General features: G+C 60.9%; 13 protein-coding genes. 5 read left to right on the top strand and 8 right to left on the bottom strand.

The annotated features are described in order from the left end of the window. Positions 1–449: 449 nt before the first annotated feature. Positions 450–794: a CPBP family intramembrane glutamic endopeptidase gene (locus HMPREF2943_RS12710; RefSeq protein WP_168165688.1), complete on the top strand. Its 345-nt coding sequence runs from the start codon at positions 450–452 to the stop codon at positions 792–794. 71 nt (positions 795–865) lie between these two features. On the opposite strand, the gene HMPREF2943_RS01860 is transcribed toward HMPREF2943_RS12710, so the two are convergent. Genes HMPREF2943_RS01860 through HMPREF2943_RS01875 form a run of 4 tightly spaced genes read right to left on the bottom strand, consistent with a single transcriptional unit; the run spans position 866 to position 6,414 of the window. Continuing rightward, positions 866–1,993, bottom strand: a complete 1,128-nt coding sequence (locus tag HMPREF2943_RS01860) for an aminotransferase class I/II-fold pyridoxal phosphate-dependent enzyme (RefSeq protein WP_070710640.1) — start codon at positions 1,991–1,993, stop codon at positions 866–868. Continuing rightward, complete coding sequence (locus HMPREF2943_RS01865; RefSeq protein ID WP_070710641.1) at positions 1,994–2,632, bottom strand: DUF3239 domain-containing protein; 639 nt, start codon at positions 2,630–2,632, stop codon at positions 1,994–1,996. 4 nt (positions 2,633–2,636) lie between these two features. Further along, on the bottom strand, positions 2,637–4,274 hold the full coding sequence (locus HMPREF2943_RS01870) for a DNA repair helicase XPB (RefSeq protein WP_070710642.1): 1,638 nt from the start codon (positions 4,272–4,274) through the stop codon (positions 2,637–2,639). Between the two features lie 37 nt (positions 4,275–4,311). Beyond that, the gene (locus HMPREF2943_RS01875; protein WP_070710736.1) at positions 4,312–6,414 is read right to left on the bottom strand and encodes a helicase-associated domain-containing protein; all 2,103 of its coding nucleotides are present in this window, start codon (positions 6,412–6,414) and stop codon (positions 4,312–4,314) included. Positions 6,415–6,507: 93 nt separating this feature from the next. On the opposite strand from HMPREF2943_RS01875, the gene HMPREF2943_RS01880 reads away from it, so the two are divergent. Further along, complete coding sequence (locus HMPREF2943_RS01880) at positions 6,508–6,693, top strand: hypothetical protein (RefSeq protein ID WP_070523044.1); 186 nt, start codon at positions 6,508–6,510, stop codon at positions 6,691–6,693. 141 nt (positions 6,694–6,834) lie between these two features. Here the strand turns inward: HMPREF2943_RS01880 and HMPREF2943_RS01885 are convergent, their stop codons facing one another. After that, complete coding sequence (locus HMPREF2943_RS01885; protein ID WP_246817256.1) at positions 6,835–7,437, bottom strand: TetR/AcrR family transcriptional regulator; 603 nt, start codon at positions 7,435–7,437, stop codon at positions 6,835–6,837. A gap of 112 nt (positions 7,438–7,549) precedes the next feature. Here HMPREF2943_RS01885 and HMPREF2943_RS01890 point away from each other — a divergent pair, with 112 nt between their 5' ends. Then, the gene (locus tag HMPREF2943_RS01890; RefSeq protein ID WP_246817246.1) at positions 7,550–8,506 is read left to right on the top strand and encodes an SNG1 family protein; all 957 of its coding nucleotides are present in this window, start codon (positions 7,550–7,552) and stop codon (positions 8,504–8,506) included. Positions 8,507–8,606: 100 nt separating this feature from the next. Here HMPREF2943_RS01890 and HMPREF2943_RS01895 read toward each other — a convergent pair whose 3' ends face one another. Further along, on the bottom strand, positions 8,607–9,269 hold the full coding sequence (locus HMPREF2943_RS01895) for a resuscitation-promoting factor Rpf1 domain-containing protein (protein WP_010187768.1): 663 nt from the start codon (positions 9,267–9,269) through the stop codon (positions 8,607–8,609). A gap of 530 nt (positions 9,270–9,799) precedes the next feature. Between HMPREF2943_RS01895 and HMPREF2943_RS01900 the strand changes: the two genes are divergently transcribed. After that, positions 9,800–10,180: a cold-shock protein gene (locus tag HMPREF2943_RS01900; protein WP_046647289.1), complete on the top strand. Its 381-nt coding sequence runs from the start codon at positions 9,800–9,802 to the stop codon at positions 10,178–10,180. Positions 10,181–10,328: 148 nt separating this feature from the next. Here HMPREF2943_RS01900 and HMPREF2943_RS01905 read toward each other — a convergent pair whose 3' ends face one another. Then, positions 10,329–10,928 carry a DUF2771 domain-containing protein gene (locus HMPREF2943_RS01905; RefSeq protein ID WP_070710645.1) on the bottom strand — a complete coding sequence of 200 codons (600 nt, stop codon included), beginning with the start codon at positions 10,926–10,928 and terminating at the stop codon, positions 10,329–10,331. An 11-nt stretch (positions 10,929–10,939) separates the two neighbouring features. Continuing rightward, positions 10,940–11,788 (bottom strand): glutaminyl-peptide cyclotransferase, encoded by an 849-nt coding sequence (locus HMPREF2943_RS01910; RefSeq protein WP_070447335.1) that lies wholly within the window; start codon positions 11,786–11,788, stop codon positions 10,940–10,942. 65 nt (positions 11,789–11,853) lie between these two features. On the opposite strand from HMPREF2943_RS01910, the gene HMPREF2943_RS01915 reads away from it, so the two are divergent. Further along, positions 11,854–12,483, top strand: coding sequence for a DUF3027 domain-containing protein (locus tag HMPREF2943_RS01915; protein WP_371325756.1), 630 nt, complete (start codon positions 11,854–11,856; stop codon positions 12,481–12,483). The last annotated feature ends 94 nt before the right edge of the window (positions 12,484–12,577 follow it).

Here is a 12,577-nt window from a genome sequence, read left to right on the forward strand (position 1 = left end):
CACCAAACAAAACAAACAACTCAATACAACAAAAAGGGACCGTTGAAGCACCACCGCTTCAACGGTCCCTTTTCACGGTTTCCGCCTCACTACCAACCAATAGCCGTGCTAGCGCCGAAGTCGGCTCTTAGCTCTTAGCGCCCAGAGCGGTATGACTTACCCCACCGCTGTTGGGCCGTCGTCCTCGCATGCGAATCCTACAATTGAAGTCGGGAGAACTTTATGGCAACGTCGTTTCGCCCATTCACGGTAAAGGAAAAGAAATATGATTGAATTTCTTTTATTCCTCTGGCCCTCAGTGCTCTATATTTTTTTCCCCGCGAAAGTCACTTGGGGTGTCCCGTGCCCGGGCACATGTGGGGTTGCGATGGGGAAGCTGGCAAGCGGCAGGGTTAAGCCTCGTTTTGTTCCCTGTGCTGCTAGGAATTGGTTACCTTGGTATCCGTCTCGTGCCGACAGCTAGTCTTACCCTCCCAGGTGTCGTTCTCGTCCAAGGGGTAAGTGGTGCCGCGATTCTTAGAGCCGTAGGCGAGGAGATTTTCTTCCGAGGATTCCTCGGCGGCTTGTTTCTTCGACGCTGGGGACTATGGGGTGGGAACACTCTTCAGGCCGCTCTTTTTCTCGTGCCTCACCTCGTGCTATTGAGTGTTGATGTGCATCTGTGGCCGATACTTCCCGTTCAGTTCCTCAGTGGCTGGATACTTGGCGCGGTGAGATATCGTTCGGGCAGCATCATTGAGTGCTCAATTCTACATGCTGCCGTTAATGTTGGGATTGGACTGCTGGCGGGTTAAGTGAAGGATTGCGTTCGTGTGCTCGGGGCGATTAATGGTCAACTCTGAGCACAAAGCTCTGTGCCGCAGGTCTATCTTTCGTCCGTTAGGCGTCGCACGGCCTCCCGGATGACCTCAGGGCGCTTGCAGAAAGCAAAGCGCACCTTGCACTTCCACGGTTCCGGGTTGTCCGTGAAAGCGGCTAGCGGGATGGCGGCCACGCCCTTCGTTTCGGGCAGCTGCATGCAGAAATCAATGCCGCTTAAACCGGTAGAGGAGACCTCGGCAACCACATAGTAAGTGCCGCCGGTGTCATGCACATGGAATCCCAGCTGCTTGAGACCTTCCACTAGGATGCTGCGGCACTCTGCAAGTTCAGCCACCATGCCGTCTAGCCATTCTTGTTCATAACGCAGGGCATGGGCCACGGCCGGCTGGAAGGGCGTGGTGGAGACGAAGGTGGTGAATTGCTTGGCTTTGATGACGCCGTCGAGAAGCTTAGGCTCCGCAATGGCCCAACCGGTCTTCCACCCGGTGCAGTTGAAGGATTTGGCGGCAGATGACACGGTGACGGTGCGCGCGGCCATCCCCGGCAGGGAGGCGATGCTGACGTGGTCGGTGCCGAAGGTGAGGTTTTCATAGACCTCATCGGCGAGAACCAGCAGGTCCCTTTCCACGCAGAGCTTGGCGAGCTCGGTGAGTGCTTCGCGGGAGAAGACCGAGCCGGTCGGGTTGTGCGGGGTGTTGATGATGACCATGGCGGTTTTATCGGTCACGGCTGCACGCACCGCATCGACGTCGATATCCCAGCTATTGCCGGATTCCTTCAAGGGGACGGGGATGCGGGTGGCGTCGGCAAGCGCGATGGCAGCGGCGTAGGCATCGTAGTAGGGCTCAAGGACAATGACCTCGTGGCCCGGTTCTACTAAGCCGAGCACCGTGGCGGTAATCGCTTCGGTAGCGCCGGCGGTGACCACGACGTGGTCCTGGGGTACGGAGTAGGTCTCCGCGATGGCGCTGACAAGGTCCGGATCCCCGCGCAGGGGAGCGTATTGGTTATTGCCGCCGGCGATGTTCTCCTGGGCAATCTCCAGCATGCGCTGCGGGCCATCGCTATCGGGGAAACCCTGGCCTAGGTTCACCGCGTCATTCTCTACGGCGAGAGCGGTCATGGTGGCGAAGATGGTTTCGCCAAATTCTTGTAGTCTCTCAACTGTCATTTACAGCACCAACAAATCGTATTTCGTAGCTTTTATATCGGTCAGACGCTTGCGGGCACGCTCAAGGCGCTGCCACTGGTCTTCCGGAATGGATTTGCGGGCAATCGTCACGGTCTCCGCATCTGGGGTGCCCCAGGCAATCGGCATGGGGGTGATCTGCTGCCAATGTTCCTTGTCGTCGCTGCTGCGCTGGCCGGAGACAGCGGCCACCGGAACCTTGGTTCCTACGGTGCGCTTAATGCCCGGGATATTGGTGACCGTGCGCAGGCAGGCGCCCCAGCGCGGCGGAGCCTTCGGGTCCACGTTGGTATTCACCAGCGCCATGAGGACCATGTCGCGCTCGTTGACCTCTGCGACGACGGCGGGGGCTAGCGGATAGGAATCATAAAGTTTCTGAGCCGAGCCGACCTTGCTTGAGGCCAAGACGCCGATGACGGCGCAAAAGATTCCGAAGAGCACCATGCCCAGCGCTAGCGTGATGCGCCAGACGGCCTCCATGCCGAAGTAGACGGCAATGCCGCCGATGATAAATAAGAGGCCCATGATGAGTCCGGAATTGCGCAGGCGCGCGGAATCACGCAGGAGCTCATTGTTCTTCTTGGCAAAGTCTTCGTTGACTTCAAACTTGAAAATCTTCATCAGCTCACAAGTCTACTTCGTCCACCAGCCGGTAGGCATAACCTTGCTCGGCCAAAAAGCGCTGGCGGTGCATGGCATATTCCGCATCGATGGATTCGCGCGCCACCAGAGTGTAGAAGGTCGCCTCCTGCCCGTCCTTCTTCGGGCGCAGCAGGCGGCCCAAGCGCTGCGCCTCTTCCTGGCGGGAGCCAAAGGTACCGGAGACCTGGATGGCCAGGGCGGCTTCGGGAAGGTCGATAGAAAAATTCGCCACCTTGGACACCACGAGCGTGCCCAGGTCACCTTCGCGGAATTGCTGGAAGAGCTTTTCGCGTTTGGCGGTGGAGGTCTTGCCGTCGATAACCGGTGCGTTGAGGTGCTCACCGAGCTCCTCCAGCTGGTCCACGTAGGCGCCGATGATCAGCGCCTGCTGACCTGCATGCTTCTTCAGCAGCTTGTCGACGGCCCGCAGCTTCGCGCCTGCCGACGCCGCAATCCGGTAGCGCTCCCGCGCTTGTGCGGTGGCATAGAGCAGGCGCTCCTCCTGCGTCATGTCCACGCGCACCTCGACGCAGTCCGCGGTGGCGATATATCCGGCGGATTCCAGCTCCTTCCACGGCGCGTCATAACGCTTGGGCCCGATGAGCGAAAAGACATCGCCTTCGCGGCCGTCCTCGCGGATGAGCGTGGCGGTCAGCCCCAAGCGGCGGCGCGATTGCAGGTCGGAGGTCATACGGAAGACCGGGGCGGGCAAGAGGTGGACTTCGTCGTAGATGATAAGGCCCCAGTCGCGGGAATCGAAGAGTTCGAGCGCGCGGTATTCGCCCTTGGTCTTGCGGGTAACCACTTGGTAAGTGGCGATGGTAATCGGCTTGATTTCCTTCTTCTCGCCAGAGTATTCACCAATTTCCTCCGGCGTGAGGCTGGTGCGGCGCAGTAGTTCATCGCGCCATTGGCGCCCGGCCACGGTGTTGGTCACCAGGATGAGCGTGGTGGCCTGGGCTTTGGCCATGGCGGCAGCACCCACGATGGTCTTGCCTGCGCCACAGGGCAGGACCACGATGCCGGAGCCGCCAGACCAGAAGGATTCGGCGGCATACTGCTGATAATCGCGAAGCTGCCAGTCCACCTCCTCGGTGCTCAGCGCGATGGGGTGGGATTCACCGTCGACGTAGCCGGCGCGGTCATCGGCGGGCCAGCCGGCTTTGAGCAGCTCTTGTTTGAGCCGCCCACGCGCGGAAGGTGGGACGGCGATGGTGTTGTCATCAATGCGCGGCCCCAGAAGCTCGCTGACCTTCTTGATGCGCGTGAGCTCCTCCAGGATGACAGGCTCGTCCGATTCGAGGATGAGACCGTGGGCCGGATGCGCCAGCAGGCGCACGCGGCCGTACCGCGACATGGTCTCGGCGACGTCGATCAGCAGCGCCTGCGGCACCGGGAAGCGGGAGTAATTCTCCAGAACGTCCACGACTTGCTCGGCATCGTGCCCGGCGGCGCGGGCATTCCACAGCGCCAGTGGGGTGATGCGATAGGTGTGGATGTGCTCGGGGGCGCGCTCCAGCTCAGCAAAAGGTGCGAGCGCTGCGCGAGCCTCGTCGGCCTGCGGGTGATCCACCTCGAGGAGGACGGTCTTGTCCGATTGGACGATGAGTGGTCCGGGCATATCTAGGGCCTTTCTACTCTGGGCGTCAGGGAAGGAATCAATCCCTGTCGGCGAAGCGGACGGAGGAAATGCGGTGAACCGGGAAGCGCACGGGTTTGCCCGCTGCGCCTAGGGCATCAATGTAGCCGCCTTCCACCGACAGTGGCTTCACAGTCACGGTGCGCAGCTCGCCGCTTTTATCGGCATAGGAGATCACGATATCGGCGTGGAAGCGCGCGGCGGCACGGGCGAGCGTGAGGGGATCCGGTTCCTCTTCCTTCTGCGCGCTGGGATTCTGTGCTGACTTCTGCAAAGCCTGAAGCGCTTGGTCCACCGAGGCCGGCTCCCGCTTGTGGGCTTTCGGACGAGGCGTAGGAAGCAGGTAAGGCTCGGGTGCGACGGTAAGGGAGGCGCCGGATTCATCCTCCGCAGTGGGGGAGAGGCCCTTAGCGCGCAGCTTCTCCAGTAGCTCGCCCACGCGCAGCTGAGATACCGCCACGGTGGGCGCGAGTAGACGCAGGCCCGGGACTGAGGCAACAGCGAGCTCCAGCAGCGCGGGATCCTCACTGCGCAAATAGGACAGAGCAGGTCCACTGCGGAGGGTGCCATGGCGCTTGGCGACGTCCCCGATGGCAAACCCCAATGCCTGCGGCACGCCTGTCGGGGAGTGCGCTTCCAAAAAGTCGATCATTTCCTGCGCGGTGAGCCCCTGGTCCATGCCGCGGCGAATAGTGGCCTCACTGATGCGGTACACACTGGCTAGGCCTGGGGATTCGAGGTCCGCCAGGGATGCGAGGGTGCGGTGTGTGCCTGGTTCAAGGGGGCCGGGAACGAGGACGGTGAGGTCTTGCTGGATGATAAATTCGCTGACGGTATCGGGGACGAGGCTGGTGGCTGCGGCGGAATCACCCAGCACGTTAGTAGCCTTGCCCAGTGCCACCGCGCCGATCCACTCGGCTTCGGCGCGCAGCTGCTCAATGGTCACCGTGCGCGTGTGGCTGGCAAAGAGTGGGGATCGAAAGCGCAACTCTTCCCAGAACTCATCGTCATTCAGCGCGACTGCGGAGTGTGCATAGACGCCGAGAACGAAAGCGCGGAAGCGCGGCAGGCGGCGCACGAGGCTATCCTCCGCGAGCACCCGGGTCTCAGCCCAGCTGGCCCAGGGGGAGGTACGCCAGGCGTCGAGAAGAATGCGCCACTTCTCCCCGAGGTCGGCCTCGAGCCAGTCCTGGGAGCCGGTGGTAGGTGCGAGGAAATGCCCCTCCAAGCCATCCGGCTCACCCCGGTGGAGAAGCCTAGCGTGGTGGCCCAAGCAGATGAGCCGCGCGACCTCCTCCTTTTCCAGAGCGAGATCCTTGGCCAGCTGGTTGAGTGGGCGAACGCCGACCGAAGAATCCTTGAGCAGAGTTACCGGATGACTGCCGAGCAACTCGAGGAGCCTTTCCATGCCACGCACGGCTTCGAGGCCAGCTGCGGCACCGGCGTCGTCAGCCCTGGCATCCGGCTCCGGGGTGCCCGCGCGCCCCGAGGGAGCGGTGGGAATGGGCGGGGTGGCGTCCCCAACCAGTGCACGGGCAAGTGCGCGCGGCAGGCGTACCGAGTGGGCATTGATGCGCTCCAGGAAACCTTTGGCCAGCAGGCGCTTGGCGGGGTCGTCAGAGTTGATATCCGGCTCGGTGTCAGTGGTGTATCCCACGCCATCGCCCTTGGCCAAAGCGTCGAGGATGTGGCGCTCTTCTGGAGTGAGCGCTTCGATGTCTTGTGCGTCGAACTCGACTTGATTGCGCAGCGACCAGCCGGTGGGAAGCGAGCCCATGACGGCGGTGACGATGCGCACCTGCGGGGCGTTGCCGAAGACGAGGCCGCGCTCCTTGAGCTGTTTCGTGATTGCCGGGTTGGTGTCTTCCACCATGTCGACTTCGCCGCCGCGTTGTGCGATGTCCTCCAAGGCGGCGAGCTGCTCGGCGTTGCTTGCCGCCAAGGCATCCGCGACGTGCATCGGAAGTGTCAGGCGCGAGGCCAGCGCGTCGAAGTCCTTCGGTGCGGGGGAGAGAACATCGCTGCGGTTACTCAGCAGGGCGCGTAAGTCTTCAGCGGGTAGTTGGCTGAGCCATTCGCGGTAGCTCTCGGTGACGTGGGCGCGGTTTGAGGGGGAGGTCATGATGGCCATCAAGTTTAGTAGGCGGGGGAGGGATGGGGCCCTCGTTGGGTGATTAAGTTACTTTTCGGCGCAGGGTTTGGAATAATAAGGAGCATGTCGAATGAGAACAAAGGCTTCGTATCCCCGGCTTGGCCGAAGAACAGCCCCCGCGAGCACGTCATTACTGAGATCACTGCACCGTTTGCTGGCGCATCCAGCCCGTATGGTGACGATCTGATTCTGCCGATGCCGGCAGAGAAGCTGAACTACGTACACCCGTACACCCGCATCAACCGCTAAGTTGGCGCGCAGAAATCTGCGCTTCACTTAGCGAATGTGCTGAGCCTGACTGGCCTGCTTTCAGCCCCTCCGAGAATGTTCTCCTCGGTGGGGCTATACGTGTTTGTAATGTACTTGCGCCTCAACTAGTCGGCACGGGAACTAGTCGGCACGGGCTTGGGCTTTAAAGCCGTCGAGCAGCGTATCGATGAGCTGGGCTTGTATACCTGATAGGTAGTCGGTGCTCACTGGCGTTCTGGGCAGCGGGCGGGTGATGAGACCGATGCCGATGTGAAGTTCGAGTGGGGTGAGGGACTCGGGGTAGAGGCCTGCTTGCCGCGCGAGTTCGATCATCGGTTGGTAGATCGATTTCAGTTCTGCTGTGCGATGGGCAGCGATCTTCTGCGCGTCATCGTCTGAGAACGCAGCAGTGTTCATTTCGGCTGCCGCAGCTTGAACAACGGCGGCGAAGTTAAGGCCGGCGATGCGATGAATGATATCGCGCCAGGTGCCTTCGGGGTCCTCGTCGAAGCCTTGCAGGTGGCTGTCCACCTCTTCCTTGATGTTCGCTACCTCCGCTCTGGTGATGGCAACGATGAGGGAGAGCCGCTCGGGGAAGTGGCGTGAGACCGTGGCGACGCCCACGCCAGCTTTCTTGGCGATTGAGCGCATGGATACGCCCGGTCCCTCGGTGATGAGCAGCTGCCTGGCTGCTGCGACGATGGCTTGCTTGTTTTCTGCTGCATCTTGTCTCACGGCTTGCATCATATCAAACGGAACACTATGCTCCACTTTGTAAGTGAAACATCCTGTTCCGTTTGGAGGCTATGTAATGTCAGCGGTGAAAAGTCGGGAAAGAAAGCAGCCATCGGTTGCTGTGAAATCGATAGCTGCCATCGTGGGGATCCCCATCGTTATCGGTCTCATGCTGTGGGCATTCTTGGCGCCCACCTTTGCATCCGGGCCAGCCGGAGTGCCGATTGCGGTCTCTGTACCGGAGCCCATGCTCGATGGCATCTCGCAGAAGATTGAGAGCGCGGCTGGGGATGAGGCCCCGGAGATCGTCGTGAAGCACGGCGAGGCGGAGGTGCGAGACGCGGTGCTACAGCGTGAGGCTGTTGGCGGCCTCGCTATCTCTCCTCAGGGCGCGAATGCTTTCACGGCCGCGGGAAATGGTGCTCCCTACGTTGCGATGGTTGACGGTCTTGCGAGCCAGCTCGAGGCTCAGGGGATGACCGTGGAGAAGCGGGAGCTGGCACCGACGACGAAGGAGGACCCGCAGGCAAGCGGCATTGCATTGCTTGGCCTTCCGCTAGCTTTTGGTGGCATTATTTCCGCTGTCATTGCCACCTTTGCATTCCGTGGTAAGAAGTGGATCAAGATGGGAGTGCTCGTTGGTATCGCGCTGGTGGGTGCGCTTATTGCTACGTGGATGCTGCACTCGGTTTATGGAACCCTCGGTGGCAGCTTCGCTGCCGAGTGGATGGCTATCGCTGCGGGCATCCTTGCGACGTCTGCGGTGACTGCAGGCCTTGCGGGGGTGATGGGTGCCGCGGGTATTGGAATCGGTGCCGTGCTGACTATCTTCTTAGCGAACCCGCTGTCGGGTCTGGCAACCGGCCCGTGGCTGCTGCCTACCGGGTGGTCGACGCTGGGGCAGTGGATGCCCATCGGCGCGACGGGTCACCTAGTCCGCTCGCTGTCCTTCTTTGATGGGCAAGGCTTCGGCCATGCGTGGTGGTCGCTAGGGCTGTGGATTGTTGTTGGCCTAGTGTTGCTGGCCTGTGATCGGTCGCGCGCTAAGGAAGACGCTGCCGTTGAGGAAAAGGCTTAGTCAAAACTAAAAGAGGCTGGATGGAGAAACCCATCCAGCCTCTTTTGTGTAGTTAAAGCTTTGCCTTTATGTGCTCAGCTTGCACGGCGCGGCGCGCTGCTTAGCGTGCAGCCAGAACCTGTGCCAGCGGGTCGATGACGTGGCGGTTAGCGGAGTAGAAGGCGTTGAAGTCGTGGCGGTTGGCCTTGTACTGCTCGGTGAAGGAAGCCGGGATGGTCAGGCCGTACTGGGTAGCGGTGTCCTCGATGAGGGTGTAGAGGGCGTCAACAGCCAGCTCGTCGGTGGGCTCCTCGGCAGCTTCGTGGACTGCCTTCGGTGCCTCAGCCGGTGCCTGCGGTGCGGTCTCTTCCTTTACCTGGGTAGCAGCCGGTGCCGGGGCAGCGCTCACGTTGCGCGGGGTCGGGGCGGAGTTCAGGCCCAGGCTGGCGGAGCAGGCCGGCCATGCGCCCCAGCCCTGCTGTGCCAGGGTGCGCTCAGCAACAGCGATTTGCTGCTCGCGGGTTGCCAGGTTAGCGGTCGGAGCGAACTCACCGCCGCCGTAGGCCTGCCAGGTCTGAGCGTTGAACTGCAGACCGCCGTGGTAACCGTTGCCGGTGTTGATGGCCCAGTTGCCGCCGGACTCGCACTGTGCGAGGCGGTCCCAATCGGAATCCGGTGCAGCGGCAGCGTTCGGTGCCATGATGGCTGCGGCGGCGCCCACGGCAACAGTGGAGGCGGCAAACTTGGTGGCGATGGACTTGTTCTTAGCGGAGTGGCGTCCCATTAAAGTATTCCTTCTCTAGGTTGTTCTTGCTTTCTCGCGCCCAGATGATGCCCAGTCCGGCATATAGTTTTGCAATTGATGTTCATGTTCATGCACATCATGTATGGCCGCCGTGCGGAAGCCCGGACTGTGTCTGGGGCGAGACTTCCACGGCCGGCAGCCGAAGTGCCTGAGGGAGAGAGTAGCGGTTTATAACGAAACAGTCACGTTAAATGGCCCAAAACGGTAACGGAAGTGTCAATTTCTTAGCATTTCCCCTGCTCGGCGCGGAAATGTTAGCTATATCACACATGTAACGGGTGTGATTGTTGGGGTGATATCTATCGTGGGTTTCTTTGTCGGGAGCGTGAGGGTTAAAATGTATCTCTTTAAAAGTTCCACGGATAATTCCTCCGCGCGGCCGCGCATGAATTCAGATCACGCTTCGCCGCGCCTCCTCGTCCCAAGACTGGCGGAGCCTATCAGCCTGCTGCCTGGCAGCGCCTAAGCTCTTAGACGAGGAGACACGGAAAGAAAGTGAGTGAAGAGCCATGCCTATCGGCAAAGTGAAGTGGTATGACGCAGACAAGGGCTTCGGCTTTGTCAGCAATCCTGGTGATGAAGACGTTTATGTTGGTCGCAATGTGCTGCCCAAGGGCGTTGATGAGCTGTACCAGGGCCAGCGCATCGAATTCGATTTCGCGGCTGGCCGCCGTGGCCCGCAGGCGCTGCGCGTGAAGGTGCTTGATTCCCCGCGCCGCCGCACCCCGGCCCGCAAACCGGAAGAGCTGGCGAGCATGCTCTCCGACGTCATGACATTGCTTGAGACCCAGGTGCAGCCGGTGCTGAGCCAAGGACGCTATCCAGAGCGCAAGACTGGCCGCCAGGTGGCAGAGATCCTGCGCGCTATTGCCAAGGATTTGGATAGCTAAGGGGTCTAAAGCCTTAGGCCCGTAACTGAAAAGTGCCCTAGCTGACGAAAGTTGTGCTGATTTTTCAATAATCAGACGTACTTTTGGCAGCTAGGGCACTTTTCGTTCGTGGAGGCGCGTAGAGGGTGGGCAGCGCGCCGCACTGCGGCTACTTGTCTGCAGGGGCCTCTGCGGGTGCTTCGGCCTCGTCGGTAGTCTTAGACTCCTTGAGCTCTTCATCAGTCATGGTGGACAGTGACCATACCGTGTGCATCGGGGTCTCCTCGCCGTTGGCATCCTGGCCAATCATCAGGGTGGAGATTTCCACCACCATCAACTTCGGGCGCTCACCGGTGGAGGCTTCAATCGGCGGTACAGAGCCGGGGATTTCCAGAGACGTGGTTTCGTTGGCACCGTGGGAGGTGCTGTCATTAGCAGCCGGGTCGTCGTAAATGGACAGCACCGACCACTCATGGTTGGAGATGGCTTCGGGGATCTCCAATTTCAGGGTGTCATCGGGGCCCACCGTCAGATTAGGTACGTCGCCTTCTTCGCAGTCCGTGCCGGGCTCGCAGACGATGTAGGGAGAGACCTCTAAGGTGTCCTCGCCCACTGTGGCCGTGATCGTGACGTCTGCTGGCTCGGGGCCGGGGCGGTCGTTCCACCACTTCTGGAACAGCACCACCGCCACGACGATGACTGCCACAGCGATGATGAGCGCCAGAAACTGCAGCAGCGATTTCTTCCTTGTTTGCTTCACGGTAGCCATGGCTGAAAATCCTACTCGAAGCGCACCCGGTACAGCTCATCCCATAGCTTGCCGGTGATCCAGAACTCATCTGTGCCCGGGATATGGGCAATGCCGTTGAGGACGGCGTTGGGATCCGCCGAGGGGACATGGTTGAGGTTTGCGGTATCGATCACGGCGGTGACCGCGCCGGATTCCGGGTCGATGCGCAGGATATCCTCGCTCATCCAGACGTTGGCATAGACCGCGCCCTCGACGCACTCAAGTTCATTGAGGTTATCCACGGGGGAGCCGTCGAGGGTGACCTCGGTGCGTGGGGCGAGCTCCTCGAAGGTCTTCGGATCGAGGTGGCGCAGCTCGGCGGAGCCGTCGGACATGATGAGCTCGGAACCCGCGTTGCACAGGCCCCAGCCCTCGCCGTCGTAGGTGGCACGGTCGAGCTCGTTGAAGGTCTCGGGATCTCGCAGGAAAGCTGTACCGGATTTCCACGTTAGCTGCCAGATGCCGGCGTCGGTCTGAGTGATGCCCTCGCCGAAGAATGAACTCTCGAGTGTGGTTTCTTCCGACGGGGTGTGCGTCCCCGGCGTGAGGCGCAGCAATCGAGACTTGCCGTTCAGCCCAGTGCCTACCAGAAGGTTGCCAGCGGGGTCGACCTCCAAGCCTTGGGTGAAGGTATCGGGAGGCAGGGGTGCGGTGTCGAGAACAGTGACGCCGAGGTGCTCTGGGGAGCTCGCGCTTGGCGACGTCCCACCCGCCGTAGACGAAGAAACATCCTCGTGTGCGGCTTGAGAAGAGCATGACGTTAAGGGTGCGAGCAGTGTGGCAGCGGAGAGGACGGTAGCAAACGCGCGGAGGGTGCGGTCGGTGTGGAGGAGAGGCATGACTGTCATTGTGCACTATGGCGCGGTACGTGATTAATAATGGGAGAGTGACTCGCAAGAAAAAGATGCATTCCCCGCTTCTCGATTCGACCGCCATCAACCTGGCGCGCCGAGCTGTGGAGGAGGTGGGTGAGGGGGACGTCGGCAAGCACCGTGGCGTTGCCGGAGTGGGCCGCAACGTGGCCACCCATCGTTTTGATGCGCATGTACCGGGCTATCCGGGGTGGGAATGGCACGCCGTCGTTGCCTGCGCGGAAGGCTCGCGCACCCCGACCGTCAATGAGGTCGCGCTTGTACCGGGCGGCCAGGCCCTTCAAGCGCCGGAGTGGGTTCCTTATTCCGAGCGCCTGCGCCCAGGAGACCTTGGTCCTGGCGACCTCATGCCGCCCGCTCCCGATGACGACAGGCTGGACGAAGGGAAGCTCTCCCAGGTTGGCCTCACGGAGGCCAAAGAGCGCTGGCGCAAGAAGTACGGGCCGAATTCGGATATGGCATCCCAAGCCCAGCTACAGTGCAAAACCTGCGCTTTCTATCTCGAGCTGCTGCCTAATTATGGCGTCTGTGCCAATGAATACTCCGCGGATGGAAAAGTGGTGCACGCCACCTACGGGTGCGGCGCGCATTCCGGTACTACCGTCCGTGAGGAGGGATCGGTGCAGGAGAGGCCCTTCGATGATGAGAGACCTATCTATTAAAGAGTGAGGTTTCCTTCCCGCGCGCAGCAGCAATGCGGCGTGCGGGTTTTGCGTTTTAGGGCCTCGATGGAGCACCCTTAGCAGGTAAAACTTC

It is taken from the genome of Corynebacterium sp. HMSC072D12, from assembly GCF_001813925.1.
Classification (GTDB): domain Bacteria; phylum Actinomycetota; class Actinomycetes; order Mycobacteriales; family Mycobacteriaceae; genus Corynebacterium; species Corynebacterium aurimucosum.